Source organism: Campylobacter subantarcticus LMG 24377, from assembly GCF_000816305.1.
GTDB classification, from domain to species: domain Bacteria; phylum Campylobacterota; class Campylobacteria; order Campylobacterales; family Campylobacteraceae; genus Campylobacter_D; species Campylobacter_D subantarcticus.
In genome coordinates this window covers 203,472-227,851 of record NZ_CP007773.1, presented here as the reverse complement: position 1 = coordinate 227,851, position 24,380 = coordinate 203,472, and the positions used below count along the sequence as shown (strand labels likewise).

Here is a 24,380-nt window from a genome sequence, read left to right as displayed (position 1 = left end):
ACATGCTTAGTATAAAAATAATGTAATTTATCTTGGATAGCATTAAATTTCAAAGCAACAAATGATAACACGAAAGCAAAAAAACTTTTAAAATAAAACTTAATGAAACTAAAAAGCTAATAAATATATTAAAAATTGTTTCTATTTAAATTTTGCAATTTCATCTTGTATGGTTTGATTTATCTCAAGTAGCTCTTCATAATTTTTTTTATTTTTTTCCAAAAGTTCATCAAATTTAAAACCAAGCATAACGATGCGATATAAATTAGGTTTATATTTTCTCCAATTATACAAAGTGCTAACATCAATATCTAATTCATATGCCATATCGCGTTTACTCTTTTTTGCCATAAGCTACCCTAAATTTTCAATACTTATGAGCTGATTTTACATTAAAAATTCTTTATTAAAAACAATTTAAATATTCTATGTTTTTTTTAAAAAATATTGATTATTTAAATATTAATTAAGTTAAATTGTGGAATAATTCAAGTAATATTAAGTTAAGGAGTGAAAAAATAGATGCTACGAGTTTATTTTTATCAATAAAAAATAAATTGCCAAAAGAATACGGGTCTTTTAGGAAAAGAATAAGTCGAGGATATAAATATTCTGATCCTATTATGTCAAATGAAGATTTAAAAAAGAAACTTGAAACTTTAAGTTCTGATAAGTTGGATAAAGTATATACAAGACTTCAATATACCAAGCTCAAAAACCCAACTCTAGTCTTTTGGGTTTATAATTTTTTATTAGGTGGTTTTGGTGTTGCAAGATTTTATATAGGTCAAATTGGATGGGGAATTTTTAGATTAGTCTTAACTTTACTTGCTATGATAATTGGCTTTATTGCTGATTCCTCATATGATTCATTTTAGATGGCTATTTCAAATATAATCAATTATTGTAATTTTGGTGTTTGGTTTATAGATTTGTTTATAGTTGGCGTATTACTTAAAAATCAAAATCTTGAAAAAATTAACTTAATTATAGACGATATAAAATCTTAATATTATATTAGGGAAGAAAATATTCTCAATTTTTACATTTATTTAAGGAGATGAAATGAATGAAAAACACACACCTTTTGAAACAGAACCTACTTTGATTTATGAGAAAAATACTTTTAAAATTGTCGCTAGAAAAACATATACAAATAAAGATGAAAAATTTTGCATAGGTTTAAAATCAAATGATTTTCCTAAAATTCTTATCTTATATTTCCGCCACAGCTTAGCTTAGATTTATTAAAAAATCTTTTAAGTCAAGGCGGGGCTAATAATAGTGAAATTATCAAGTTTATTAAAATAATAACAGAATAAGCAATGAAAAATATTTTATTAAGTTTCATAATGGTTTTGTTATTTACAGGATGTTTTAATAATAAGCAAAAATGCGATGATGAAGTTGTTCAGCTTACATTAAAAAGTATTTTAGATGATGATGCGTGTGTTTATATTGAGTATGGACTAAGTGAGCAGTCTTTAAAGGCCTTAAAAATAAGCTTAAATAGCATGGATATAAGGGATTTAGAGGCTATATTATCTACCGATACCATTGGAATTTTAAGAGCTCATTTAAAACCTATATTTGACTTAAAAGATTATGCTAATGAAGTGAGTTATACTTCTTTTAGTAGTTTTATAACTCAAGATAGTAATGATAAAAAACAAGTTTTTGTAGAACTTTTGGATTATTAGTTTATTTTGGCAATGAAATTTTATTTTTATTGCCAAGCAAAATTTATACTCAATTAATTTCAAGTCTTTTTTTGTTACAATTTCTTAAAATTTTTTATAAGTAAAAATTCTAAGGAAAATTATGGTAGAAGTAAAAAATCTCACTATGCGTTTTGCAAATCAGCTTTTATTTGAAGATGTAAATTTAAAATTAAACCGTGGTGAAAGATATGGCCTTATAGGCGCAAATGGTGCAGGAAAATCAACCTTTTTAAAAATTCTCTCAGGTGAAATAGAATCAAGTAGCGGTGAAATTTGCATAGATCCAAATTTAAAAATCGCAGTGTTAGGACAAGATCAATTTGCTTTTGAAAACTACACTATCAAAGATGCGGTAATGTGTGCAAATAAAAGATTATATGATGCACTAAAAGAAAAAGAAAAACTTTATATGAGTGAAGAATTTACCGATGAAATCAATGATAGATTAAGCGAGCTTGAAATCATAACAGCAGAAGAAGATCCAAACTATGATTGCGAACTTAGATGTGAAAAAATTCTTAGCTCTTTAAATATTAAAGATTTTAATGCTCTCATGAGTACTTTACAAAGTGCGGATAAATTTAAAGTTTTATTAGCTCAAGTATTATTTTTAGGTGCTGATGTATTATTTTTAGATGAACCTACAAACAACCTTGACTTAGAAGCTATTTCTTGGCTTGAAAATGAACTTTTAAGACATGAGGGAACTTTAGTAGTAATTAGCCATGATAGACATTTTCTAAATAAAGTTTGTACAAGAATTTTAGATGTGGATTTTAAACAAATACGCGATTTTGCTGGAAATTATGATGATTGGTATATGGCTTCAACCTTGCTTGCTAAACAAGCTGAACTCAAACGCGATAAAACCTTAAAAGAAAGAGAAGAATTAGAAAATTTCATACGCCGTTTTAGTGCTAATGCTTCAAAAGCCAAACAAGCTACAAGTAGAGCTAAAGCTTTAGAAAAACTTGAGCTTGAAGAGATTAAAACTTCAAGTAGGCGTGATCCTAGTATAGTTTTTAGAACAAATAGAGAAATAGGAAATGAAGTTTTAGAATTAAAAGGTATTAGCAAAGCTTATGATAAAACTTTATTTGAGAATTTAGAATTAAAATTAGAAAAAGGTGATAAAATCGCCCTAATTGGTGCAAATGGTGTTGGAAAAAGTACTTTAGCTAAAATCATCGCCTCAAAATTAGAACCTGATAGCGGTCATATTCACCTTGGTGCTACTATAGAAATGGGGTATTTCTCACAAGATACAACCAACTTAATCAATGAAGATTTGAAACTTTATGAATGGCTGATGAGTGAAAAATTCAAAGATTTAGACGAAATTCGCAAATGTCTTGGTAGAATGCTATTTAGTGGAAGCGATCAAGAAAAAATGGCTTCTAGTTTAAGCGGGGGTGAAAAACATCGCTTAATGCTTTCAAAACTAATGCTAGAACGCGGAAATTTCTTGCTTTTAGATGAACCAGATAACCATTTAGATCTTGAAAGTATCATCGCATTAGGAGAGGCTTTATACAACTTTAAAGGTTGTGTAATATGCATAAGCCACGATAGAGAGTTAATTAGTGCCTTTGCAAATCGCATATGGTTTTTAGAAGATGGAAAACTAATCGATTTTAAAGGAAGTTATGACGAATTTTTAGGAGGTTTAGAATGAATTCGTTTAAAATAAAATACGCAGCTGGTTTTGGGCATTTTACTCAAAATCATAGAGGTTTTGGACCAACAATTTATGTCGAAGAAAGTATAGATTTTCAAAGTGAAAAAGATTATTTTGATTATGTAGAATTTTATGAAAAATTTAGCAAAAAAGATGATACTTATTTTCATATTTCATTCTTAGAAGACCGTCCTTTAAATGCCCAAGAACTAGAAAGTAGAAATGCGTATAGAAAATTAAGAGATGAGCGCTGTGCAAATGCGAGAGAAGAATTTATAAAAAACAATGAAATCGACGCAGAATATTACCCTACGCATGGTGATTAAGGAATAATTTTTGCTTGTTTTTTCCTTGTAATATTTTTTGAAAGGAGAAAATATGCAAGTTAACCATGATAATTTATCGGTTAAGGAGTATGGGTATGGCCAAAGTAGTGCTTATAAAAACACACAAAGTACTGGCGAAGACTTTATGTCCTTGCTAAATCAAAGCAACAATGAAAATTTAAACGAACAAAGTTTAAAACTAGATGAGCTTTTCTCAAAAGCTATGAATCAAGATCAATTTAGCACGGGAATTTTTAGCTCCAATATGTCAAATATCTATAATTACCGCTTTAGAGGTCAAAACGAAACTAGTGTGCAAAATAGCATAGAAGAAAAACAAGAACCACAAAAAGATATGGTAAAAGATCTTTTAAATTCTTTATAAAACGAAGTAAGCAAATGCTTACTTCCAAACAAGTCCACCAAATTCAAATTCTTTTGCAAATTTTTTAAATTCTTCTTCTTCTTTAGCGTTGACACTTACGCTAAGTTCGACATTTTCTAAAAACGTCTTTTTACAAGAGATATTATTTTTGTTTAAAAAATGCTCAAATCGTGCATAAAAATAAAAAGGGATACTCAAATTTAAAATATTTTTGCTTTCAAACTCTAAAAGATTGGCTTCTAAAATCGCTTCATTTGCCGCATCGCTGTAAGCTCTAACAAGTCCGCCTGTGCCAAGTTTTATCCCACCAAAATAACGCACCACAATCACTGCACAATTGACCAACAAAGCCCCTCTTAAAACATTTAAACAAGGCATCGCAGAAGTTCCCTTTGGCTCCCCATCATCGCTTTTATCTTCTACAATTTGACCCAACTCATTTAAATACCTATAAGCATATACAAAATGCACAGCTTTTAAATGTTCGCTTCTTAGTCTTTGCATTAATGCTTGAAAATCTTCAAAAGGACATAAAAAAGATAAAAAAGTCGATTTTTTGATTTCTATTTTTGCTTGATAAATCTGATCAATTGTTTTCATTTTTTCCTTAAAATTAGCTATAATATTTAAATAAAATTATAATCAAAACAACTTATAAAATTTTAAGGATAAACTATGCTTCAAACTTGTATTTTTCCTGCGGCAGGCTATGGTACTAGATTTTTACCTGCGACCAAAACCCTACCTAAAGAAATGCTGCCTATACTAACTAAACCCTTGATTCACTATGGAGTAGATGAGGCTTTAGAAGCAGGTATGGAAACCATGGGCTTTGTAACGGGGCGTGGAAAAAGAGCTTTGGAGGATTATTTTGATATTTCTTATGAACTTGAACACCAAATCGCAGGTACTAAAAAAGAATACCTTTTAAGCGAGATTAGAAAGCTTATTGATCGTTGTACTTTTACTTTTACAAGACAAAATGAAATGAAAGGCTTAGGAGATGCGGTTTTAAAAGCAAAACCTTTAGTGCAAGATGAAGCTTTTGGAGTGATTTTAGCTGATGATTTATGTGTCAATGAAAACGGAGTTAATGTTTTAGCCCAAATGGTCAAAATTTATGAAAAATATCGTTGCTCTGTTGTGGCTGTGATGGAAGTTGAACCTGATCAAGTTTCAAACTATGGTGTGATCGCTGGAAATGCTGTGGAAGAGGATTTAATCATGGTAAATTCTATGGTAGAAAAACCTGATCCAAAAGATGCGCCAAGTAATTTAGCGATCATAGGAAGATATATCTTAACACCCGATATTTTTGGTATTTTAGAAAACACCAAAGCAGGCAAAAATGGTGAAATACAAATTACCGATGCCTTGCTTTCACAAGCAACTAATAATATGGTTTTAGCTTATAAATTCAAAGGCAAAAGATTTGATTGTGGGAGCGTAGAAGGCTTTGTAGAAGCGACAAATTATTTTTATGAGAAAAGCAAAAATGCTAAATAATACTTTATTTTTTCAAAGTCAAGATTTTAAAAAAATTACCGCTTATGCTAGTAGAATAAATGATGAGTTAGAAAGTGGCGATGTGGGGTATTATCATCTAGTAGATACAAGCTTGGACTTGATTAAAGAAAGCAAAGAATATATCGCAACCAAACCCCATATAAATAGCATTGTTTTAGTAGGTATGGGCGGATCAAGTTGTGGGGTTAAAGCTTTAAAAGAACTTTTATTTGATCATGTAGAAGAAAAAAAACTTTTTATTATAGACAATACTTCTTCGCACACCTTTACACATACTATAGATATGCTTAATCCTAAAACTACGCTTTTTATCATTGCAAGTAAATCAGGTACAACTATAGAAGTAATTTCTTTATTTAAGCTTATCATGGCACATTTTGACTTGCAAAAGGAAAATTTACACGAAAACTTTGTATTTATCACAGATTTTGACTCCAAACTTCATAAGTTAGGTGATGAGTTAAACATAAAATGCTTTTTCATACCTAAAAATGTAGGGGGTAGATTTAGTGTTTTATCTGCGATTGGTATTGTTCCTTTGACTTTTTGCGGTTATGACACCAAAGCCTTGCTAGAGGGTGCAAAAACTTGCTATGTAGATTTTTTTGAAAAAAAATGTGATCAAATTTTACAAAAGGCTTATCATTACTGTACTCACAAAAGTGCGCATATTAATGTGCTTTTTTCCTATGGCGATGCATTTAAAGGTTTTAATGAATGGTATATTCAACTCATTGCTGAAAGTTTAGGTAAAAAACAAGGCTTTAAACGCATAGGATTAACTCCTATTGCTTTAATTGGCGCTAGAGATCAGCACAGTTTTTTACAACTAATCATGGATGGACCTAAAGACAAAACTGTTACTTTTTTAAAAATCAAAGACAGTCAAAAATCACCCAATATCCCAAATATCAGTTTTAATCATTTACAAAATTGTGACTTCACTAATGAAGTTAACCTGCATGATCTTTTAAATGCTCAATGTGATGCAACCATGCATGCTTTGATTGCTGAAAATTTAAGTGTAGATGTAATAGAACTTGAAAAACTAGATGCATATCACTGTGGATATTTGATGTATTATTATGAACTATTTACCTCAGCTTGTGGCATTATGCTAGGGATAAACACCTATGATCAACCTGGTGTTGAAGTAGGAAAATTAATCCTCAAAAATATGCTTAGTAAATAAATTGGTTTTATTGCAAAAAAAGAGTATAATGAATACATCAGTATTTTATAATATAAAATTTATTAAATAATAATTATTATTATTTAAGAATTCTATGTTATAATTTTACAAATGAAAAAAGGAGATAACATGTCAGTAACAAAACGTTTATTACAATTACAAGCAGATGCGCATAGCTTGTGGATTAAATTTCATAACTATCACTGGAATGTAAAAGGCTTACAGTTCTTTTCTATCCATGAGTATACAGAAAAAGCTTATGAAGAAATGGCAGAACTTTTCGATGATTGTGCTGAAAGAGCTTTACAGCTTGGAGAAAAAGCTATCGTTTGCCCAAGCACTTTACTAGAAAATACAAAAGCACCAAAAGCCCAAAAAGACTGCTTTACCCCTGTAGAAGTACTAGAGCTTATTAGAGAAGACTATAAATATCTTTTAGCTGAATTTAAAAAACTTAACGAAGAAGCTGAAAAAGCAAGCGATACTACAACTGCAGCTTTTGCACAAGAAAATATTGCAAAATATGAAAAAGTTCTTTGGATGCTTAATTCAACTATCCAAAATACTTGCACTATGTAGGGTTTTAAAACCCTACAATGTTTTTTGACTTACAAAATTTCATCATTCTAAGTCAAAAAATTACTTTAAATTCTCATGAAAAAACACTACTTCTTCAAATCCAAAACAAATTTAAAGAAAACATACATTTACTGCAAGAATCATATGATTACAGTTTAATAGCATACTGTGTAAATGTATTTTTAGATCAAAGTTTACCAAAACAAGCTTGTTTAAAAAACAAGTTTATTCTTCAAGCTTAACCAACCCATTCTACAAAAAAAGACAAAATTCCAGTAGATGGATATTCAACAACGCATTTTTGGCTTATCGCTTTATCAAAAATTATGAGATACTAGAACATATCAACGAAAAATACTCTTACTCTAAAATGGGTTTTAGAGCTAATTTTTATTTATGATAAAAAAGAAAAAATTATATCTTAGCTTTTGTAGGAAGCGATCTAAACCCTTTATATTTTGATTTTAAAGACTTTTGTAGTGATTTTTTCATTCTACTTGGAAAACTCCCTAAAGGTCAAATTCAATCGATGTGTTATTTTTACGATCAACTCAAACAAAAATACCCCATCGATAAAAATCTCATCATCATAGGGCATTCTTTAGGAGGATATCTAGCTCAAGCTTTTGCAAGATCCTTTCTCCTAACGCAGTAAAAGAAATCTATGCCTTTCAAGCGCCAGGCTTAAAACAAAACTTTCAAGCTTGTTCTTATAAAAATTTCCACATAAACACTACCCACAATCTCAATTTTAAAACTTACAAATGGTGGAATTTTAATTTTGTGCAAAAGTTGTATCATAAAAACAGTCAAGAAATTTTACTCCACACAGGTAATGTTAAACACCACCCTAGTGTGTATTTATAAGCTACATGAGTTATTTAGAATTCTTAACCCTTAAGGGTTAAGAATTAATGCAAATCTTCATTAAGTTTCACTGCTTTTTTGTTTAAAGCAACTATCATCACTCCACTTTGCGAATCTTGTCTAAAATGCAAACCGTTTAAGCCTGCTAGCTCTAAGCCTTTGTATATATCTTTGTCGAATTTAAAATCAGGATTGATTTTTTGGAGCTCTTCTTTATTTTTTAAAGCAAATTTAGTCCCTTCTAAAACAGCAATGCCCGCATCAACAATACAATTGTCCCCTAAAGGAATTCCCGTAACTGAATTTGCACCCAAAAGGCAAGCCTTACCAATGCTAATGGCATTACCACTAGTACCACTTAAAACACCCAATATAGAAGCACCGCCTCCTACATCACTGCCCTCGCCCACAATAGCAGAAGAACTAATACGCCCCTCCACCATACAAGCACCCGTTGTGCCTGCATTAAAATTCACATAAGCAGCTCCTGGCATTATAGTAGTACCCGCAGCTAAAACCGCACCCATTCTTACTTTAGAACTTTCTAAAATTCTAGTATTATCTTCAGGAATTACATGTGCTAAAAATCTTGGGAATTTATCTACATAATCAATCCTTGGATATCTTCCACTCATTTTCAAATCGATTTCATTTTCTCTTAAAAAGTCTAAATCAATCGCCTTGTTATCGCTCCATGCAACATTAGGTAAAATTCCAAAAGCGCCTGTTAAATTTAAACTTCTCAAAGGTACTTTTTTATTTGAAAGCAAGTAAAGTTTTAAATACACACTTTCTAAGCTTTTTGGTGCCTCATCTTCAAAAATACAAACAAAAGAGAAAGCACTTTCTCTAAAATTTTCTTTTACAGCTTGGATTACTTCTATGTTTTTATGACCTGCTTCTTGTAAAAATGGTGCAAAACATTCTAAAGCAAATTCCAAATCCTCTTTGATCAAAGTAGCTACAAATTCACTTTCATTAAAATCAACATCAACCCCTCTTCTAAAAAATGCCTCAAACATCACCGCTGCGGCTGCGTAATTTTGCTCAAAATTGATCACACCAAAACTAGCCTGCAGTTTTTTACTAGGATCTACTTGACTTAGATCAAGTCTAGCTATCCCAAAAGCTTTAGGTTTTTTATAGTTGATTCTTTGTTCAATTTGTTTAATTAAATTTAAAAATTCCTCTTTGCTTTCTATTGCCATACTTTCCTCCTTATTGCGAACACGCACTTTTACCATTCATCACAGGTTGAATAGCAGAATTATCCACCATGCCTTCTTGATTTACTTTTTCGATAAATTCCCAAATTTTTTCAGCTGCTTGTAGATATCTTTTAGAACTGACACTCTCAGGCATATAAAAACTCACAGGCTTTCCACTATCTCCGCCCTCTCTTACACTCATCTCGATAGGAATTTGAGCTAAAATATCACAATTGTAAGCTTTTGCCATTTCTTCAGTCGTACCCTTTCCAAAGATGTCGTATTCTTTGCCATTATCAGGACATAAGAATCCGCTCATATTTTCTATAATACCCGCAACAGGAATATGTAATTTTTCAAACATATCCAAAGCTCTTTTACTATCATCTAAAGATACCACTTGAGGAGTGCTTACACATACACCTGCGCTAACTGGCACACTTTGAGCTAAAGTAATTTGCGCATCACCAGTTCCAGGAGGCATATCAAGCAACAACACATCAAGTTCAGGCCAAAGCACATCAGCTAAAAGCTGCTCAATCGCTTTCATGATCATAGAACCACGCCACATTAAACCTTTGCCTTCTTCTATCAATACACCCATACTCATCATATAAACACCATGAGATAAAATAGGTCGAATCTTTTGCCCTACAATTTCAGGCTTACTCTTGCTCTCACCTAACATTCTTGGTATGTTTGGTCCATAAATATCTGCATCTAAAAGTCCTACTCTTTTACCCATTTTTGCCAAAGAAATTGCTAAATTTAAAGTTGTCGTACTTTTACCTACTCCACCTTTTCCACTTGACACCATAAGGAAGTTTTTAATTTGTGGGGCGATATTTTTTCCACTTCTTGTGTTGCTTTTTTCTTCAGGAATTTTTGGCTGAATGATTTCTAAATTAAGCTCTAAATTCAAATCTTTTAAAGCATTTGCGATATTTAGTTTAAGCTCTTGAGCAATTTGTGCATTAGCTGAAACTATCTCCACTACAATATGTGCTTGATTTTCATTTGCTTCAATCTTTTTTACAAAACCAAAACTAACAATATCTTTTTTAAATCCTGGATATATAACCTGTCTTAGTCTTTCTTCAATTTTATCCTTCAATTTTTCTCCTTATTATTTAAAATGATTAATTCTACTAACATAAATATAAATTTTGGCTTTTATGGTGTATAATATCGTAACATTAATAAAAAATTAAGGTACAACAAATGCTAGATATTTCCTTGATTATGCTGTCAGCTGGGGAGTCTTCAAGGTTTAACGCTCCAGTAAAAAAACAATTTTTAAGGCTAGGCGATCAACCCTTATGGCTTTATGCAACTAAAAATTTAAGCTCTTTTTACCCGTTTAAACAAATAGTTGTTACTTCTGGTAATATTTTCCACATGAAAAAATTTGCTCCTGAATATCATTTTGTTCAAGGTGGCTCCACAAGAGCTCAATCTTTACTTAATGCTTTAAGTACGGTTGAAAGCGAGTATGTTTTAGTTAGCGATGTTGCAAGGGTTTTGATTTCTAAAAATCTTTTTAACAATATCGTAGAAAATTATGACAAAGCAGATTGTATCACACCTGTGCTAAAAGTAAGCGATACAACAATTTATGCGCAAGAAGCCATTGATAGAGATAAAATCAAGCTCATACAAACCCCGCAACTTTCTCGCACAAGTATGCTTAAAAAAGCTTTGGAGCAAAACGCGAATTTTACTGATGATAGTACCGCAATACAAGCTATTGGCGGTAAAATTTGGTATGTACAAGGAGATGAACTTGCTAAAAAAATCACCTTCAAAGAAGATCTAAAAAGCTTTAATCTTCCCACACCTTCTTGGGAAATTTTCAGCGGAAATGGTTTTGATGTGCATGAATTTGGAGAAGAAAGACCTTTGCTTTTAGGCGGAGTTAAAGTACATGAAAGCATGGGGTTAAAAGCACACTCTGATGGAGATGTGCTAGCCCATGCTTTAGTCGATGCATTATTAGGAGCAGCGGGGCTTGGTGATATAGGAGAGCTTTTCCCAGATAATGATATGCAGTATAAAAACGCTGATTCTATGCTTTTGTTGCAAAAAGCTTATGTTTTGGTGCAAAATTATGGTTTTGAACTTGTAAATGCTGATATTACCATCATCGCTCAAACTCCTAAGATGAAAGAATTTAAAGAAGCCATTGCTTTTAATATCGCCAAAACACTAAAAACCACACCTAACAAAATCAACATCAAAGCTACCACTACAGAACACTTAGGTTTTGTTGGACGCAAAGAAGGGATCGCTGTTTTAGCAAGTGCAAATTTAAAATATTTTGATTGGATGAAATTATGAAAGTTTTAATAGTAGAAAATGAATTTTATTTGGCGCAAAGCATAGGTTCAAAGCTTAATTCTATAGGCTATGAATGTGACATTATCGCAAATGTAAATGAACTTTCCCACCGTGATTATGAGGTTATTTTACTTTCAACAAGTATGAATAATTTTGAGCATATTATCGAGATTTTTAAGCACAAAATCATCATTTTACTAATATCCTACATCAGTTCAGATACCGTTTTAGCACCGCTAAAAGCTGGTGCAAGTGACTACATACAAAAGCCTTTTATGATAGAAGAACTCGTGCGTAAAATCAAGCATTTTCAAGAATTTAAAAAAATAAATATCTTAAACCACACCTATCAGTCATATTTAAAACATAAATTTGAAACTGCAAAATTACCTATTTTTGATTATAAAAAAATCAAACTTCCTTTGATCATAAAAGCTAACAATCAAATTTTTGCAGACCATTTTGTGTTTAACTATACCAACGAACATAATATCGCAAATGTCTACATCGACCTTTCACACCAACAAAATTTAGATAAAATTTTCAAAGACAATTCTTTGCATTATCTTGTAAATTTTCAAACCCTCAAACCTTTGGAAAAAGAAAAGGTGTTAAACCTTGCTTTAAAAAAAGCTGTTATTATACATACAAGTACAAATGTCGAACATAATGATTTTCAAATTTTAGAATTAGGTGAAGATGAAAAAAACTTTGAAAGCAATGGAATTTTAACTATTGATGATTATGTTAAGCATATTATCATTAGCTATCAAAACATTTTCCCTGATACTGATTTATCTAAAAAGTTAGGAATTTCTAGAAAATCTTTATGGGAAAAAAGGAAAAAATATGGCATTACAAAGAAAAAATAGCATTATAATTTCAGAAGAAGAATACGAAGTTTTATGTTTTATCAAAGAAGGAGTTTTTGGTTCTTTTACAAAATTAATGAATCAAAAAGAAAGAGATGAAGTTATAGCCACAGGAATGATACATAAACAAAAAATTCCTTATACTCTTACCTTTGCACCTGCAAGTACAAAAGAAAATAATACTGCTTTAGAAAATGCAAAAGTTGGCGATAAAATAGACTTTATTTGCAATGATAAACCCATAGGACATATCATTTTAGAAAGCAAATTTGAAAATGATAAAAATAGCAATGATATTTTTAGACCTAATGCTTGCTTGATACAAGATTTTGGAAAAATTTGTATAAGTGGTGAATTTGAAATTTATCACAATAATATCAAAGCCATTAAAGAAGATTTTGAAAAAATCAAAAAAAGATTAAATCCTTCTAATATCACAGCCATTGTTTCAAGTTTTGATCCTTTTCATAGAGCACATGAGAGAATTTTAAGATGGGCTATAGAACAATCTGATTTAGTGATTATTTTCCTTATAGAATCCTATGAAAACAATGGATTGAGCTTAAAACTCAAAAAGCGTTGTTTTGATGTTTTTGCGCAAAATTACTTACCATCTTCTAGGGTTTTACTCATACCTTTGCATAATATCAAAATTTTTGCCTCGCATTTAAACCCTGTGCTTGAGTGTGCTTTAGCTAAAAGCTTTGACTGTAACAAGGTTTTTGTAGGGCAAAATCACGCAGGACTTGGAATGTATTTTAATCGAAACAGAACCTTTACCGTGCTTGATGATTTTGCAAAAGATTATAATATAGAAGTTACCATACTTCCTGAATTTGTATTTTGTGATGAATGTAAAATGGTAGTAAGTACCAAATCATGTCCCCATGGAGCTCATCATCATATGAAATACCATGGTGATTCTTTAAAAAATTTACTTAGACTTGGTATCATTCCACCAGCAGTTTTCATAAGAAGAGAAATTTCAGCTTTGATTTTATCTGAGCTTTTCCCAAATCGCTTTCATAATAAACAAAATATCTATAGTAATCTTTTCCCTACACATGGTATTTTAGAGTATCGAAGCGATAAAGAATTTTATGAGCAACTTATAAAACTTCATCAAATGTCATATATGGTGTAATCATGCAAAAATTATTTTTAACTTTTTTTTATTCAGGTAGTGTTAATAAAGCTCCAGGAACCTTTGGGACAATAGCAGCGCTAATCCCCGCTTTTTTTATTTTAAGGTATTTGGGTATAGGAACTTTGATCTTACTTGCAATTTTACTTTTTTTAATCTCTATAAAAATCATCGATCAATATGAAAAACAAACAGGCATACACGATGATAAGCATATTGTAATAGATGAAGTTGTTGGGGTATTTTTAGCCTTGGCAATTTGCGGACAGAGTGTTTTTACTTTTTTGCTTTCTTTTGTTTTATTTAGATTTTTTGATATCACAAAACCTTCTATCATAGGTAAAATTGACAAAAAAACAAAAGGTGGTTTGGGTGTAATGCTGGATGATGTTTTAGCAGGAATTTTCGCAGGATTATTTAGTGCAGTAATTTATGGAATTTTACTTAAATTTGATCTTTTATGGTTTGATATAAGCATTATGGAGATATTTTTAAACTAATAAAATACAATTGAAATATATCTTTTATTAAAAGATATATTTCTTATAAAAATTTTAGAATTTAGATATTAAACATTATCTTTAACCTGTAATTTCAATAGCAATCTGTATATCAAATATGCCACAAATAAATAAGCTAATATCTTTGGCAACAGATACACAAAGTATTCTAATGCTCCCACAAAAGAAAATCTATCCCAATCGGTTCCAAATCCATATTCGAGATAATAAGAAGGTCTATAATCATCTCTTCCTATAATCGCTTCTAAGTTGTAACCATCAGAATCATCACCAAAATAAAATATATTAGCCACACTTTGTATAAGATTTATAACACCACAAATAAAAGCACTATCAAATCCCATAGAATAGGTTCCTATATTTTCATCGGTAGTCATTCTATCTATTATATTATTCATAAGATTATCATAGCCTTGTATGGATTGTTGATACTTTTCTTGATACCTCTGTTCTTTAGCATCATAATTATTAGAACTAAAAACAACACTTATTAAAATGCATAATATTATAATTTTTTTCATTGACCAACTCCTAACATTAAATTTTCTTGATAACTAAATTGAGCAATAGAATTTTTTATTTCCATTAAGTTTTCTTGTGTTTCTTCTGTAAGAAATTTATAAATATCATCTTTAAAATTTTCCAAACAATTAAATCTAAAATTATTAAACTTCTTATCTTCTATATTTATTAGCGTAATACAAATTTCATTATTTTCAAGATATTTTATCTTCACTTCTTTTGTATTGATCGTGTCAAAAATTCTCTTTCTGTTATTACTGATAATTTTCTTTATCATATTATTACCTCTTTAATTTATCCTATAGGATATATTTAAAAAAATTATATCTTTGTAAAGTTTAATTTCATATTAATCCTATAGGATAAAAAATGGAAGAGGACTTTAGCAATTCTAGCGAAGAAGAAATTTTAAATTTTTATAAAAAAGTATCATCAAATATAAGAAATTTTAGAGAGAAAAAAGGAATTTCTCAGCTTGAACTAGCCTTAGATATAGGTATAAAATCCGTTGCGTTTTATTCAAATTGTGAGTGTAATCGATATGGTAAACATTTTAATTTGGAACACCTATATAAAATTTCTAAAAGTTTAGAAATTCCACTAAAAGATTTATTAGAATAAACACTACAACGCCAAAGGGGTGCAACCCTTTAGCTTTTTTATTTAATAAATCCGCTTGCAAGAACCAAATCTTTATCGTAAAATACTGCCATTTGTCCGCTAGCAAGCCCATAAACAGGCTCTTGTAAGATGATTTTTGCACTTTTATCTTCATTAATCAAAACTTTACATGGGGTCGATCTTGATCTATAGCGTATTTTTACTTCACAATCTAGCTCTTTAGCATCAACAAATAAATTAATATTATCAAGATTAAATTCACTTATCTTAAGCTCTTCTTTTTTACCTACTATGATTTCATTTTTTTTAGGATCAATTTTTAATACAAAATGTGGCTCATGAGCCCCACGCACTTCAAAACCTCTTCTTTTACCTATGGTATAGTGCATATAACCTTCATGTTTACCTACTTCCTTGCCGCTACTATCTCTCACAATACCTGGAATTTTAGTATCCATAAATTGATCTAAAACTTGCACATAAGTATCTTCCACAAAACAAATTTCTGAACTTTCCTTTTGCGTTGCAAAAGATTTTAAAACATCGATCGTTGATGCAAATTTTTTCACATCTTCTTTCTTCATTTCTCCAAGAGGAAAAATCAAATACTCTAAAGCTTCTTTGTCTGCATTAGCTAAAAAGTAACTTTGGTCTTTACTCTCATCAACCGCGGTTTTAATCAAACCATTTTCTATCCTTGCGTAGTGACCTGTGGCTAATTTTTCACAGTTTAAGCTCTTTGCGAATTCTAAAAGTTTACCAAGCTTGATAAAACGATTGCACAAAGCACAAGGATTTGGTGTTTTACCTTCTTTATAAGTATTAACAAAAGGCATATAAACTTGATTTTTAAAGTCTTCTTGTAAGTCTAAAATATGATATTCGATGCCTAAAAATTTAGCAACTTTTTCTACTTTTTGTATGTTTTCTTCATGATAATTAGGTTTTCCATGAAGTTTCATATAACAACCAATCACCTCATGTCCTGCTTGTTTTAATTTATAAGCAGTTACAGTACTATCCACACCCCCACTCATTGCAACAAGAATTTTCATCTTTTTCCTTTATCATTCTTATAATTTCATCTAAATCATCACTTATACTATACTTTAACTCATCATTTTTAGATATAGTTCCAAGTCCTAGTAAAGAAGTTTTGATAAATTCATCAAGAGGTTGCCAAAATTTTTGCCCAACTAAAATAATAGGAACATCTTTTTTAAAACTAAGTTGTTTAAGCGTAAGAATTTCAAACAATTCATCTAATGTCCCAAAGCCGCCTGGGAAAATCACAAAAGCTAGACTCTTTTGAATAAGAGCCATTTTGCGAATGGCTAAGCTCTTAAAAGTGATATTATACTCTAAAAAGTCATTTGCTTTTTGCTCAAATGGTAAATGTATATTAAATCCAAAAGATTTTAAATGCTCGGCATTACTTTGCATAGCCCCATAATTTGCAGCCTGCATAATACCACCGCCACCACCACTAATGATACTATACCCTTTATCAGCTAACTTGGTAGCTAAATTTGAAGCTAAAATACAATACTCATTTTCTTCTTTTAACCTAGCTGAACCAAAAAAAGTTACAGCATTTTGAATTTTGTCTAAAGCTTGAAGCTGCGCGACATCTTCGATAATGCATTTTTTCATCTTAATTGTTCTAATCTTTCTTTTTTAGATCCAATCTCGGTGATTTGCACTCCAAAGTTTCCATCTACGATAACCACTTCCCCATAAGCTATTTTTTTATCACCTATTAAAATTTCTAAAGGATCATTAGCTAACTGATCAAGCTCGATAACCGAACCTATATCCATAGTCAAAACATCTTTTAAAAGCATTTTTTTACTACCAATACGCACCCTTATAGGTAAGCGCACATCCATGATCAAACCGATATTTCTTAACTCTTCAACATTAGCTAAGGCTTTATGATCTTGTGGGTGATCTTCATTCGTTGCTACGATCTCTTCTAGATCAGTTTTAGTTAAAACCTTATAAATTTTTTCATCAAAAACCAAAGCAACTTTTTCTTCTAAATCTGCAATTTGTACATTGTATAAATATAATTTATGAAAGCCGCCAAGCTCTAAAGTATCTGCGATAAATTCACAACTTTCTAAACTAAAATCCATTTTAGGAATTTCTTTTTGCGCTCCCAAAGTAGTAGAAAAAGCTGAAACGATATTTTGTATAGCTTCTTTAGCCGCATCCATTTCATCTTCGTTGAGCTCGCTATTTTTAGAGATCTCTTCTTCTCCCATCATCCATTCACCAATTGCACTCATTAAAACCGCACTAGCTAGGATTTTGATTTTCATTTCATTGTTTACATTAAAAGTAGCACTTACTAATGGTGGAGTCATAGAGTCTTGAGAATTTACATCATACTCATAATACTCGCTAAATTCAGCACTTTTTCCTGTTAGACCCTCTATTGTACTTACACATTCATTGACAAATATGCCTAAAAAATCATTGATCATCGTCTTCCTCTTCTAGTTCTTCATTATCATCATACGAATTTGCTTTTGCCCTTCTTTCATCTTCATATTTTTCAAGCATTTCTTTGATCTCATCTTTATCGGTTTTGATAAGTTCTAAGATCTTAATTGACTTTCTAAATCTATGAAGCCCCACTTGAGCTAAAAATACCTCTTTTTTATCAATAGCAACTATGGCTTTATCATCTGCGCTTCTATCAAGCTTTAAAATATCTCCTTGTTTTAAGTCCAAAAATTCATTTACATTGATAAAAGTCTTGCCAAGCATAGCTTCATAAATCACTTCAGCACGACCGATTAAAGTTTTAAGCTCTTTATTTCTTGATTTCTTAGCTGAAGTTTCACCCATCATAATATCACGATTTGCCAAACGGCTTAAAATACTCTCTAAATGTACAACCGGATAGCAAATATTTACCATACCACTTGAATTTCCAATGATGATCTCCATTACCACCATGATAACAATTTCATTTTGAGAAACAATTTGCACGACATTTGGGCTTGATTCTTTTGCTTCTACGCTTGGATAAATTTCTGTAACATTCATCCAACTTTCTTTAAGTCTTTGCATAATAATACGCAAAATAGAATCAAGCAAATTAAGCTCGATTTCTGTTAGTTCTCTTAAAGTATCAAAACTCTCCCCTTGACCACCTAAAAGCCTATCTATCATAGGAAAAGCGATACTTGGATTGATCTCTAAAACACAGTTTCCATCTAAAGGTTTAATCGAAAAAACGTTAAAACTTGTCGGCGAAGGCAAAGACATCAAAAATTCACCATAAGTCATCTGATCCACCGAATGCAGCTTGATCTCCACTATACTTCTCATCATAGATGAAATTTGTGAAGCAAGGTTTCTTGCTAATTTATCATGAATACCCTTAATCGAACGAAGCTGTTCTTTTGAAACCCTATTTGGACGCTTAAAGTCATATACGACAATATCTCTTTTATCTTCTATATCTTCTAATTTAGAAGACGTTGCTCCATCATCGCCATCATCATCAACAACTTCTAAAAGAGCATCAATTTCTTCTTGTGAAAGTATCTCAGCCATTAAACTAGCCTTTCTCGAATCTTCTTAAGCAAACGCTTATGAATTTGTGAAATTCTCGACTCGCTAATCTCTAAAATCTCTGCAATTTCTTTTAAATTTAACTCTTCATAATAATAAAGCTGAATTACCAGCTTTTCTCTTTCTTTAAATTCATTTAAAACCGCATTGATTTTTTCGATCAATTCTTCTTTTTCTATTTGTTCTATGATATTGCTATCATTAAAACAATTTAACTGCTCATCTAAAGGCATTACAAGCGATATAGCATGAGCTGCTCTTGCTTCTTTAACCTTTTCTACTTCTAGATTAAGTCTTTTTGCTAAATATTCATCATCGGGTTCTTTTTCATTGTCTTGATAAAACTCATCCACAATAGCATCAATATCCTTGATAATTTTTCTATTGCTTCTACTCATCACATCAAGACTTCTTAGATAATCAAGCATAGCTCCATTGACTCTTTTTCTTGCAAAACCCCAAAAATTATCATTTTGTTCTTTATCATAACGGCGTGAAAGCTTGATCATCTCTTCTACGCCTATACTGATTAAATCATTCACATCAATACTAGCTGGCAAACGCTCTTTGAGTCTAAAAGCCATAGCTCTTAATGCAGGCATATAAGAGATAACTAAGTCATCTTGTTCTTTTTTTAGCGTAGAAGCGTAGGCATTATGCGGCTGCATGTTTTACTTTTCTCTTTACCGAGCCTTCAGCTTTCTTAACATCTTCACGCTCTTCTTGTAGTTTTTCAAGTAAATAGTCCATTTTCTTTTCTCTTGCAGCTAATTCTGCAATAAAGCTATTATTTTCGTTTTCGTATTTTTCTTTATTAAAGCTTCTTCCGCTAATTTTATGCACATCTACAAAGATCATAATCACAATATGAATTAGCACATAAAACACAAAAGTAATCAAGCAAGTGTATACGACTATTTCTACTGCATCTTCTATATTAACTATGGTAAACATTAATCCTATAAAAAATCCACAAACAGTAAAAAAAGCAACAAAATTCTCTGGTCTCATCTTTTTCCTTCAATCTAAAAACGATCCAAAAGCTTTTTGAAAAAACTCATAATGCTTTTATCTCCTACATTATTAAGCACTTTTTGTTCCAACCTATACAAAAGCTTAGAGGCTATAGCTTTAAGCTCATCGCTTGAGTTTGTATCCTCATCGCTAAATAAAGTTCTCTTTTTTATACTAGAACTAATATCTTTACTTTGACCTAAAAATCCTAAAAATTCCAAATTTAAATGATGCTTGATGTTGATATCTGCAACTTTTTTAATATTATCAAAAATTCTCATTGCTTCATTTTCATTTTTAACAACGTTAAACACCATCAATAAATTTTCTTTAGTTTTTGAGGTAGTTTTGATGGTAGCATATGCATCAGTGATCGCTGCAGGATCAGGCACAGTGATAACAATAACCTCATCAGACATTTCCAAGAAATTTCCTATATTGCCGCCAATACCTGCCCCCGTATCGATGATCAAAAAATCTAAATCATCTAAAATACTTGTTTGGTTTAAAAATCTTTCATAGATATTTTTGTCATTGTATCTTAAAATTTCATCACCGCTTTCACCTGGAATAAGCCATAAATTAGGTTTTACTTCTATCAAGATATCTTCTAATGAGCATTCGCCTTTTAAAACATGCAAAAGATTTTTCTCTACACGTACATTCAAGATCACATCTAAATTAGCCAATCCAATATCTGCATCAAAAAGTCCAACTTTATAACCATTTTGAGCTAAAACATTACCTAAATTTGCACTAAAAGTACTTTTTCCAACTCCACCCTTACCGCTAGTAACTGCGATAAAATGAGTATGTTTTGTGTTTGAATTTTCGTTTTTTACTAGATCTTTTAATTTTTCTGCTTGATTACTCATTCTCATCCCTTCTAAAACCTTCTAACACACAATGTACTAAAAAGTCACTATTTGCTACTTCTATATCATCAGGCACTTCTTGACCTATGGAAAAAAAACTCATCGGAGTGCTAGTTTCATAAAGCAAAGAAAACACATTCCCAAACACTTTAGTTTCATCAAATTTTGTAATGATTAAAGTGTCTATATTTAAAAATGAAAAATTATTATAAGTTTCTAATAAATCTTCATATTTTGTATTGGCAGAAAGTACCAAATTTACATCAATTTGTGCATTAGAATGCGATAAAAACTCTTTTGTTTTTTCAAGTTTTGCTTTATCATACTGTGAATTTCCGGTTGTATCGACTAAAATAACCTCGCAAGTATTTAAGCTTCTAATCGCATCATCTAAATCATTTGGCTCTATACTATCAATAATAGGAAGCTTCATCATCTTAGCGTATTGGAAAAGCTGTTCTACTGCACCTATTCTATAAGTGTCAAGCGTGATAATGCCTGTTTTATAGCGTCTATCTCCATAAGCGTAACGAAAAGCGAGTTTAGCTAAAGTGGTAGTTTTACCTACTCCTGTGGGACCCACCAACATCATAATTTTTTGCTTTTTAATTTCACTTTCTAAGCGACAAGGGAGCATGTTACGCAAAAGCGAATAAAAATACCTTTGCACTGCTTCTTGGTTTGCCTTCATAGTGCTTGGCATATTTTCAATAGTCGCTTTCATAATCGCTTCTAAATGCGCTTCTTGCATGCCACTTGCCTTAGCTTGCTTATAAATACTTGCAAATTCAGGCGGTATAGCTAATTCCTTACGTAAATCTGCCTTATCATCCCACATCATATCTACTAATAAATTCATTTTATCATTGAGTTTATTCATTTGTTTTTCAAAGGCTTCGATTTTTTTATCATAATTTGGGCTTGACATAGAAAAATCTTGATAATTTGAAACTTTGCTAATTTCTGAACTTACTTGAGAAAGTTTATTTTTTAAATTTAAGAAATTATCATCTTTTTTATTTGCATTTAAATAAGGATTAATAGGTTTTTGCTTGGCTTTTGAAGAAAATTCAAGCACCACATCTTCTTCTTTTTTTTCTTCTTGTTGGGGAGCTTGAATTTTAGCCTCAGGAAAACTTGCAGTGCTTGGTTTTTTCTTCGCTGGTTTGGCAATATTGTTTTGTCTTAAATGTTCTTCATAATCAGCTTCTTCAATCGCTACTATAACCTCATATAAAGGCTTTTGATTAATAGTTTTTGGACGAATTTGCTTATTGGTTACGATTAAAGCTTTATCGCCATAATCTTGCTTAACCTTAGGTATAATCTCATCTGTGCTTTCAACTGTAAAAGTATGAATCAATTGTCCCATATTTTTCCTTATCTTAACAAGCCCAAAGGCAAAGTTACGCTAATTCTATCATTTACCCCTACGTGAGGTACTGTACAATACTCATCTTTACGCGCTTTTTTTGAAAAATACAACAAATCCAAATCAAGCGTTCTAGGAGCATTTTTAAAAGTTCTTTTTCTCCTGAATTTAAACTCATAAAAAAACAAAACTTTTAAAAGCGCTCTTGCATGCAAGCTTGTACTTACAACCATCACTGCGTTTGTGAAGTCTTTTTGATCTTCAAAACCAAAAGCCTTATTAATCAAAAATGGCGATGTTTGCAACACTTGCAAGCGTCTATCTTGCATCAAATGCCTAAACAAAGCTCGAAAGCGTTTTTTTTCATCTTCTATATTGCTTCCAAGTCCTATAATGGCTATATATTTTCCTTTTTTATCAGCCTTTGAATAAAAAGGAAAGAAACGAATTTTTTCTACCCTTCTAGCTCCTTTAATCAGCAAGTTACAATACCACTGCCTTTTCTTTGTCAAGATAGACCATGTCTTCTATCCTAATGCCTAGTTTATCTTTGATATAAATTCCAGGTTCAATGGTAAAAACCATACCCTCTTTTAACTCATAATCACTTCTTGGGCTAATATTTGGTAATTCATGTATATCAAGTCCCACTCCATGCCCTAAGCTATGAATGAATTCTTTTTCAAAACCTGCATTTTTAATCACATCGCGTGCAATCAAATCAAGCTCACTTGCTTTCATACCAACGCGTGCTTTTTCTATAGCTTGAAGCTGGGCTTGTTTAACTACTTCATAAATTTGTGCCGTTTCTTTGTCTTTAAAATTTGGCTTATTTTTATCAAAGACTATGCCATTTTCATCAAAGCAAGCTGTTCTTGTACGATCAGAACAATACCTTTGATAAACCACACCCGCATCAACTAGTAACAAATCTCCATATTTTAAACATTTATCACTAGGTAAAGCATGTGCCTTAGCCGCATTTTCATTAATAGCCACAATAGGTGAAAAAGAAAGCCCCAAAGCGCCTTTTTTTTGAAAAATTTCACACGCTTTAAAATGAAGCTCTTTTTCACTTTTACCTAAGCCCTCTTGGCTGATATATTTAGCCAGTTCTTCAAAGCATTCTTTACCAAAATTTACAGCCTTTTGCAAAAGCTGTAGTTCTTTAGCATTTTTTATAATGCGTTTATTTTTACTTAGATCTAATTTTTCTTCAAAAACGATATTTGCACTTTTACTAAGCTCTTTAAATTCAAAATAGCTAAAGTCTTTTGGGTCAAAACACACCCTATCAACCCCCGCTTTTTCTAAAAGCTCTCTAGTGCTAGCAAAAAGATCTTGTGCTAAAACTACTTTAGTATCTTTGATCATTTCGCTAGCTTCAAAACTATATCTTGCATCGGTGATGAAAAATGCTTCATCTTCAAGTTTTAGAAATAAAGCATTATCACAAGAATAGCCGCACTCATAAAAAAGTGCATTTTCGTTTTTTAAGATAAAATTCATTGATTTGCTTGTTGTGCTTTTGCTTGAGCTGCTTTATATGCATTGATTTGATCAAAAATTTGAAAAAGTCCCATTAAAGCCATGTGGTAACCAAAAGGACCAAAACCCACCACACTACCCGCACAAACTGGTGCTATCATGCTTTTTTGTCTAAATTCTTCTCTTCTGTGGGTATTGCTAATATGCACTTCAATCACTGGTAAATTAATCGCTGCAATCGCATCACGAATTGCTATAGAAGTATGTGCATAAGCAGCTGCATTAATGATCACTCCATCTACGCTACCTAAACATTCTTGAATCTTATCAACTAATTCACCTTCAAAATTGCTTTGAAAAAATTCAATCTCAGCATTAGCCTGTTTTGCTGCTATTTTCATTTGCTCATGAATATCTTCCATTTTCATATTGCCATAGATGTGAGTTTCTCTTACACCAAGCATATTAATGTTTGGTCCTTGTATCACCATAACTTTCATAATCTAACCTTTATTTAGTAAAATTTACTATATTATAGCATTT

General features: G+C 31.2%; 32 protein-coding genes. 15 read left to right on the top strand and 17 right to left on the bottom strand.

Annotation, left to right across the window (positions count from 1 at the left end; translation table 11 throughout):
- Positions 1 to 141 precede the first annotated feature (141 nt).
- Entirely contained in the window at positions 142 to 351 is a 210-nt protein-coding gene (locus CSUB8523_RS01315) for a hypothetical protein (RefSeq protein ID WP_039662706.1), read from the bottom strand.
- Positions 352 to 557: 206 nt separating this feature from the next.
- On the opposite strand from CSUB8523_RS01315, the gene CSUB8523_RS01310 reads away from it, so the two are divergent.
- The 6 genes from CSUB8523_RS01310 to CSUB8523_RS01285 all read left to right on the top strand — a co-directional run bounded on the left by CSUB8523_RS01310 (position 558) and on the right by CSUB8523_RS01285 (position 4,110).
- Complete coding sequence (locus CSUB8523_RS01310; protein ID WP_235362565.1) at positions 558 to 878, top strand: NINE protein; 321 nt, start codon at positions 558 to 560, stop codon at positions 876 to 878.
- A gap of 187 nt (positions 879 to 1,065) precedes the next feature.
- Positions 1,066 to 1,242, top strand: coding sequence for a hypothetical protein (locus CSUB8523_RS01305; RefSeq protein WP_167333015.1), 177 nt, complete (start codon positions 1,066 to 1,068; stop codon positions 1,240 to 1,242).
- A 110-nt stretch (positions 1,243 to 1,352) separates the two neighbouring features.
- Positions 1,353 to 1,700: a hypothetical protein gene (locus CSUB8523_RS01300; RefSeq protein ID WP_167333014.1), complete on the top strand. Its 348-nt coding sequence runs from the start codon at positions 1,353 to 1,355 to the stop codon at positions 1,698 to 1,700.
- Between the two features lie 121 nt (positions 1,701 to 1,821).
- Positions 1,822 to 3,396: an ABC-F family ATP-binding cassette domain-containing protein gene (locus CSUB8523_RS01295; RefSeq protein ID WP_043019375.1), complete on the top strand. Its 1,575-nt coding sequence runs from the start codon at positions 1,822 to 1,824 to the stop codon at positions 3,394 to 3,396.
- Complete coding sequence (locus tag CSUB8523_RS01290; RefSeq protein ID WP_039662700.1) at positions 3,393 to 3,725, top strand: hypothetical protein; 333 nt, start codon at positions 3,393 to 3,395, stop codon at positions 3,723 to 3,725. The genes CSUB8523_RS01295 and CSUB8523_RS01290 overlap by 4 nt, the downstream gene beginning before the upstream one ends.
- A 52-nt stretch (positions 3,726 to 3,777) precedes the next feature.
- Entirely contained in the window at positions 3,778 to 4,110 is a 333-nt protein-coding gene (locus tag CSUB8523_RS01285) for a hypothetical protein (protein WP_043019374.1), read from the top strand.
- An 18-nt stretch (positions 4,111 to 4,128) separates the two neighbouring features.
- Here CSUB8523_RS01285 and CSUB8523_RS01280 read toward each other — a convergent pair whose 3' ends face one another.
- The gene (locus CSUB8523_RS01280; protein WP_043019373.1) at positions 4,129 to 4,710 is read right to left on the bottom strand and encodes an IMPACT family protein; all 582 of its coding nucleotides are present in this window, start codon (positions 4,708 to 4,710) and stop codon (positions 4,129 to 4,131) included.
- A gap of 75 nt (positions 4,711 to 4,785) precedes the next feature.
- Between CSUB8523_RS01280 and galU the strand changes: the two genes are divergently transcribed.
- The 4 genes from galU to CSUB8523_RS01260 all read left to right on the top strand — a co-directional run bounded on the left by galU (position 4,786) and on the right by CSUB8523_RS01260 (position 7,650).
- Positions 4,786 to 5,616, top strand: a complete 831-nt coding sequence (galU, locus tag CSUB8523_RS01275; RefSeq protein WP_043019372.1) for a UTP--glucose-1-phosphate uridylyltransferase GalU — start codon at positions 4,786 to 4,788, stop codon at positions 5,614 to 5,616.
- Entirely contained in the window at positions 5,606 to 6,829 is a 1,224-nt protein-coding gene (locus CSUB8523_RS01270) for a glucose-6-phosphate isomerase (protein ID WP_043020331.1), read from the top strand. Before galU ends, CSUB8523_RS01270 begins: the two co-directional genes overlap by 11 nt.
- 129 nt (positions 6,830 to 6,958) lie before the next feature.
- On the top strand, positions 6,959 to 7,408 hold the full coding sequence (locus CSUB8523_RS01265; protein WP_043019371.1) for a Dps family protein: 450 nt from the start codon (positions 6,959 to 6,961) through the stop codon (positions 7,406 to 7,408).
- A 17-nt stretch (positions 7,409 to 7,425) separates the two neighbouring features.
- Positions 7,426 to 7,650 (top strand): hypothetical protein, encoded by a 225-nt coding sequence (locus CSUB8523_RS01260; RefSeq protein ID WP_043019370.1) that lies wholly within the window; start codon positions 7,426 to 7,428, stop codon positions 7,648 to 7,650.
- Positions 7,651 to 8,319: 669 nt separating this feature from the next.
- Here the strand turns inward: CSUB8523_RS01260 and CSUB8523_RS01255 are convergent.
- Together CSUB8523_RS01255 and CSUB8523_RS01250 are read right to left on the bottom strand one after the other, a co-directional pair.
- Positions 8,320 to 9,483, bottom strand: a complete 1,164-nt coding sequence (locus tag CSUB8523_RS01255; RefSeq protein ID WP_043019369.1) for a 2,3,4,5-tetrahydropyridine-2-carboxylate N-succinyltransferase — start codon at positions 9,481 to 9,483, stop codon at positions 8,320 to 8,322.
- 10 nt (positions 9,484 to 9,493) lie between these two features.
- The gene (locus CSUB8523_RS01250) at positions 9,494 to 10,597 is read right to left on the bottom strand and encodes an Mrp/NBP35 family ATP-binding protein (RefSeq protein ID WP_043019368.1); all 1,104 of its coding nucleotides are present in this window, start codon (positions 10,595 to 10,597) and stop codon (positions 9,494 to 9,496) included.
- A gap of 107 nt (positions 10,598 to 10,704) precedes the next feature.
- Here CSUB8523_RS01250 and CSUB8523_RS01245 point away from each other — a divergent pair, with 107 nt between their 5' ends.
- Genes CSUB8523_RS01245 through CSUB8523_RS01230 form a run of 4 tightly spaced genes read left to right on the top strand, consistent with a single transcriptional unit; the run spans position 10,705 to position 14,336 of the window.
- Complete coding sequence (locus CSUB8523_RS01245) at positions 10,705 to 11,820, top strand: bifunctional 2-C-methyl-D-erythritol 4-phosphate cytidylyltransferase/2-C-methyl-D-erythritol 2,4-cyclodiphosphate synthase (protein WP_043019367.1); 1,116 nt, start codon at positions 10,705 to 10,707, stop codon at positions 11,818 to 11,820.
- Positions 11,817 to 12,692 carry a DNA-binding transcriptional response regulator gene (locus tag CSUB8523_RS01240; RefSeq protein ID WP_043019366.1) on the top strand — a complete coding sequence of 292 codons (876 nt, stop codon included), beginning with the start codon at positions 11,817 to 11,819 and terminating at the stop codon, positions 12,690 to 12,692. Before CSUB8523_RS01245 ends, CSUB8523_RS01240 begins: the two co-directional genes overlap by 4 nt.
- Complete coding sequence (locus tag CSUB8523_RS01235) at positions 12,670 to 13,836, top strand: ATP sulfurylase (sulfate adenylyltransferase) (RefSeq protein WP_043019365.1); 1,167 nt, start codon at positions 12,670 to 12,672, stop codon at positions 13,834 to 13,836. The genes CSUB8523_RS01240 and CSUB8523_RS01235 overlap by 23 nt, the downstream gene beginning before the upstream one ends.
- A 2-nt stretch (positions 13,837 to 13,838) precedes the next feature.
- Positions 13,839 to 14,336, top strand: a complete 498-nt coding sequence (locus CSUB8523_RS01230) for a phosphatidylglycerophosphatase A family protein (RefSeq protein WP_043019364.1) — start codon at positions 13,839 to 13,841, stop codon at positions 14,334 to 14,336.
- A 68-nt stretch (positions 14,337 to 14,404) separates the two neighbouring features.
- Here the strand turns inward: CSUB8523_RS01230 and CSUB8523_RS01225 are convergent, their stop codons facing one another.
- Positions 14,405 to 14,878, bottom strand: a complete 474-nt coding sequence (locus CSUB8523_RS01225; protein WP_043019363.1) for a hypothetical protein — start codon at positions 14,876 to 14,878, stop codon at positions 14,405 to 14,407.
- Positions 14,875 to 15,156 carry a hypothetical protein gene (locus tag CSUB8523_RS01220; RefSeq protein WP_043019362.1) on the bottom strand — a complete coding sequence of 94 codons (282 nt, stop codon included), beginning with the start codon at positions 15,154 to 15,156 and terminating at the stop codon, positions 14,875 to 14,877. Before CSUB8523_RS01220 ends, CSUB8523_RS01225 begins: the two co-directional genes overlap by 4 nt.
- 92 nt (positions 15,157 to 15,248) lie before the next feature.
- Here CSUB8523_RS01220 and CSUB8523_RS01215 point away from each other — a divergent pair, with 92 nt between their 5' ends.
- On the top strand, positions 15,249 to 15,500 hold the full coding sequence (locus CSUB8523_RS01215) for a helix-turn-helix domain-containing protein (protein ID WP_039640720.1): 252 nt from the start codon (positions 15,249 to 15,251) through the stop codon (positions 15,498 to 15,500).
- 38 nt (positions 15,501 to 15,538) lie between these two features.
- Here the strand turns inward: CSUB8523_RS01215 and mnmA are convergent, their stop codons facing one another.
- The 11 genes from mnmA to aroQ are packed head-to-tail and all read right to left on the bottom strand — an operon-like array spanning position 15,539 to position 24,337.
- Positions 15,539 to 16,555 (bottom strand): tRNA 2-thiouridine(34) synthase MnmA, encoded by a 1,017-nt coding sequence (gene mnmA / locus CSUB8523_RS01210; RefSeq protein ID WP_043019361.1) that lies wholly within the window; start codon positions 16,553 to 16,555, stop codon positions 15,539 to 15,541.
- Positions 16,518 to 17,153 carry an LOG family protein gene (locus CSUB8523_RS01205; RefSeq protein ID WP_039662666.1) on the bottom strand — a complete coding sequence of 212 codons (636 nt, stop codon included), beginning with the start codon at positions 17,151 to 17,153 and terminating at the stop codon, positions 16,518 to 16,520. The genes mnmA and CSUB8523_RS01205 overlap by 38 nt, the downstream gene beginning before the upstream one ends.
- Positions 17,150 to 17,989 (bottom strand): flagellar motor switch protein FliY, encoded by an 840-nt coding sequence (fliY, locus tag CSUB8523_RS01200; RefSeq protein WP_043019360.1) that lies wholly within the window; start codon positions 17,987 to 17,989, stop codon positions 17,150 to 17,152. Before fliY ends, CSUB8523_RS01205 begins: the two co-directional genes overlap by 4 nt.
- A complete protein-coding gene (gene fliM, locus CSUB8523_RS01195; RefSeq protein ID WP_039662661.1) occupies positions 17,979 to 19,070 on the bottom strand; it encodes a flagellar motor switch protein FliM in 1,092 nt (363 codons plus the stop codon). The genes fliY and fliM overlap by 11 nt, the downstream gene beginning before the upstream one ends.
- Positions 19,070 to 19,756 (bottom strand): RNA polymerase sigma factor FliA, encoded by a 687-nt coding sequence (locus tag CSUB8523_RS01190; RefSeq protein ID WP_039662658.1) that lies wholly within the window; start codon positions 19,754 to 19,756, stop codon positions 19,070 to 19,072. The genes fliM and CSUB8523_RS01190 overlap by 1 nt, the downstream gene beginning before the upstream one ends.
- Positions 19,743 to 20,099, bottom strand: a complete 357-nt coding sequence (locus CSUB8523_RS01185; RefSeq protein WP_039662656.1) for a hypothetical protein — start codon at positions 20,097 to 20,099, stop codon at positions 19,743 to 19,745. The genes CSUB8523_RS01190 and CSUB8523_RS01185 overlap by 14 nt, the downstream gene beginning before the upstream one ends.
- A gap of 14 nt (positions 20,100 to 20,113) precedes the next feature.
- Positions 20,114 to 20,977: a flagella biosynthesis ATPase FlhG gene (gene flhG, locus CSUB8523_RS01180; protein WP_043019359.1), complete on the bottom strand. Its 864-nt coding sequence runs from the start codon at positions 20,975 to 20,977 to the stop codon at positions 20,114 to 20,116.
- Positions 20,970 to 22,349: a flagellar biosynthesis protein FlhF gene (flhF, locus tag CSUB8523_RS01175; protein WP_043019358.1), complete on the bottom strand. Its 1,380-nt coding sequence runs from the start codon at positions 22,347 to 22,349 to the stop codon at positions 20,970 to 20,972. Before flhF ends, flhG begins: the two co-directional genes overlap by 8 nt.
- Positions 22,350 to 22,357: 8 nt before the next feature.
- Entirely contained in the window at positions 22,358 to 22,831 is a 474-nt protein-coding gene (gene folK, locus CSUB8523_RS01170) for a 2-amino-4-hydroxy-6-hydroxymethyldihydropteridine diphosphokinase (RefSeq protein ID WP_039662649.1), read from the bottom strand.
- Between the two features lies 1 nt (position 22,832).
- The gene (locus tag CSUB8523_RS01165) at positions 22,833 to 23,858 is read right to left on the bottom strand and encodes a M24 family metallopeptidase (protein WP_043019357.1); all 1,026 of its coding nucleotides are present in this window, start codon (positions 23,856 to 23,858) and stop codon (positions 22,833 to 22,835) included.
- A complete protein-coding gene (aroQ, locus tag CSUB8523_RS01160; protein WP_043019356.1) occupies positions 23,855 to 24,337 on the bottom strand; it encodes a type II 3-dehydroquinate dehydratase in 483 nt (160 codons plus the stop codon). The genes CSUB8523_RS01165 and aroQ overlap by 4 nt, the downstream gene beginning before the upstream one ends.
- Between the last annotated feature and the right edge of the window lie 43 nt (positions 24,338 to 24,380).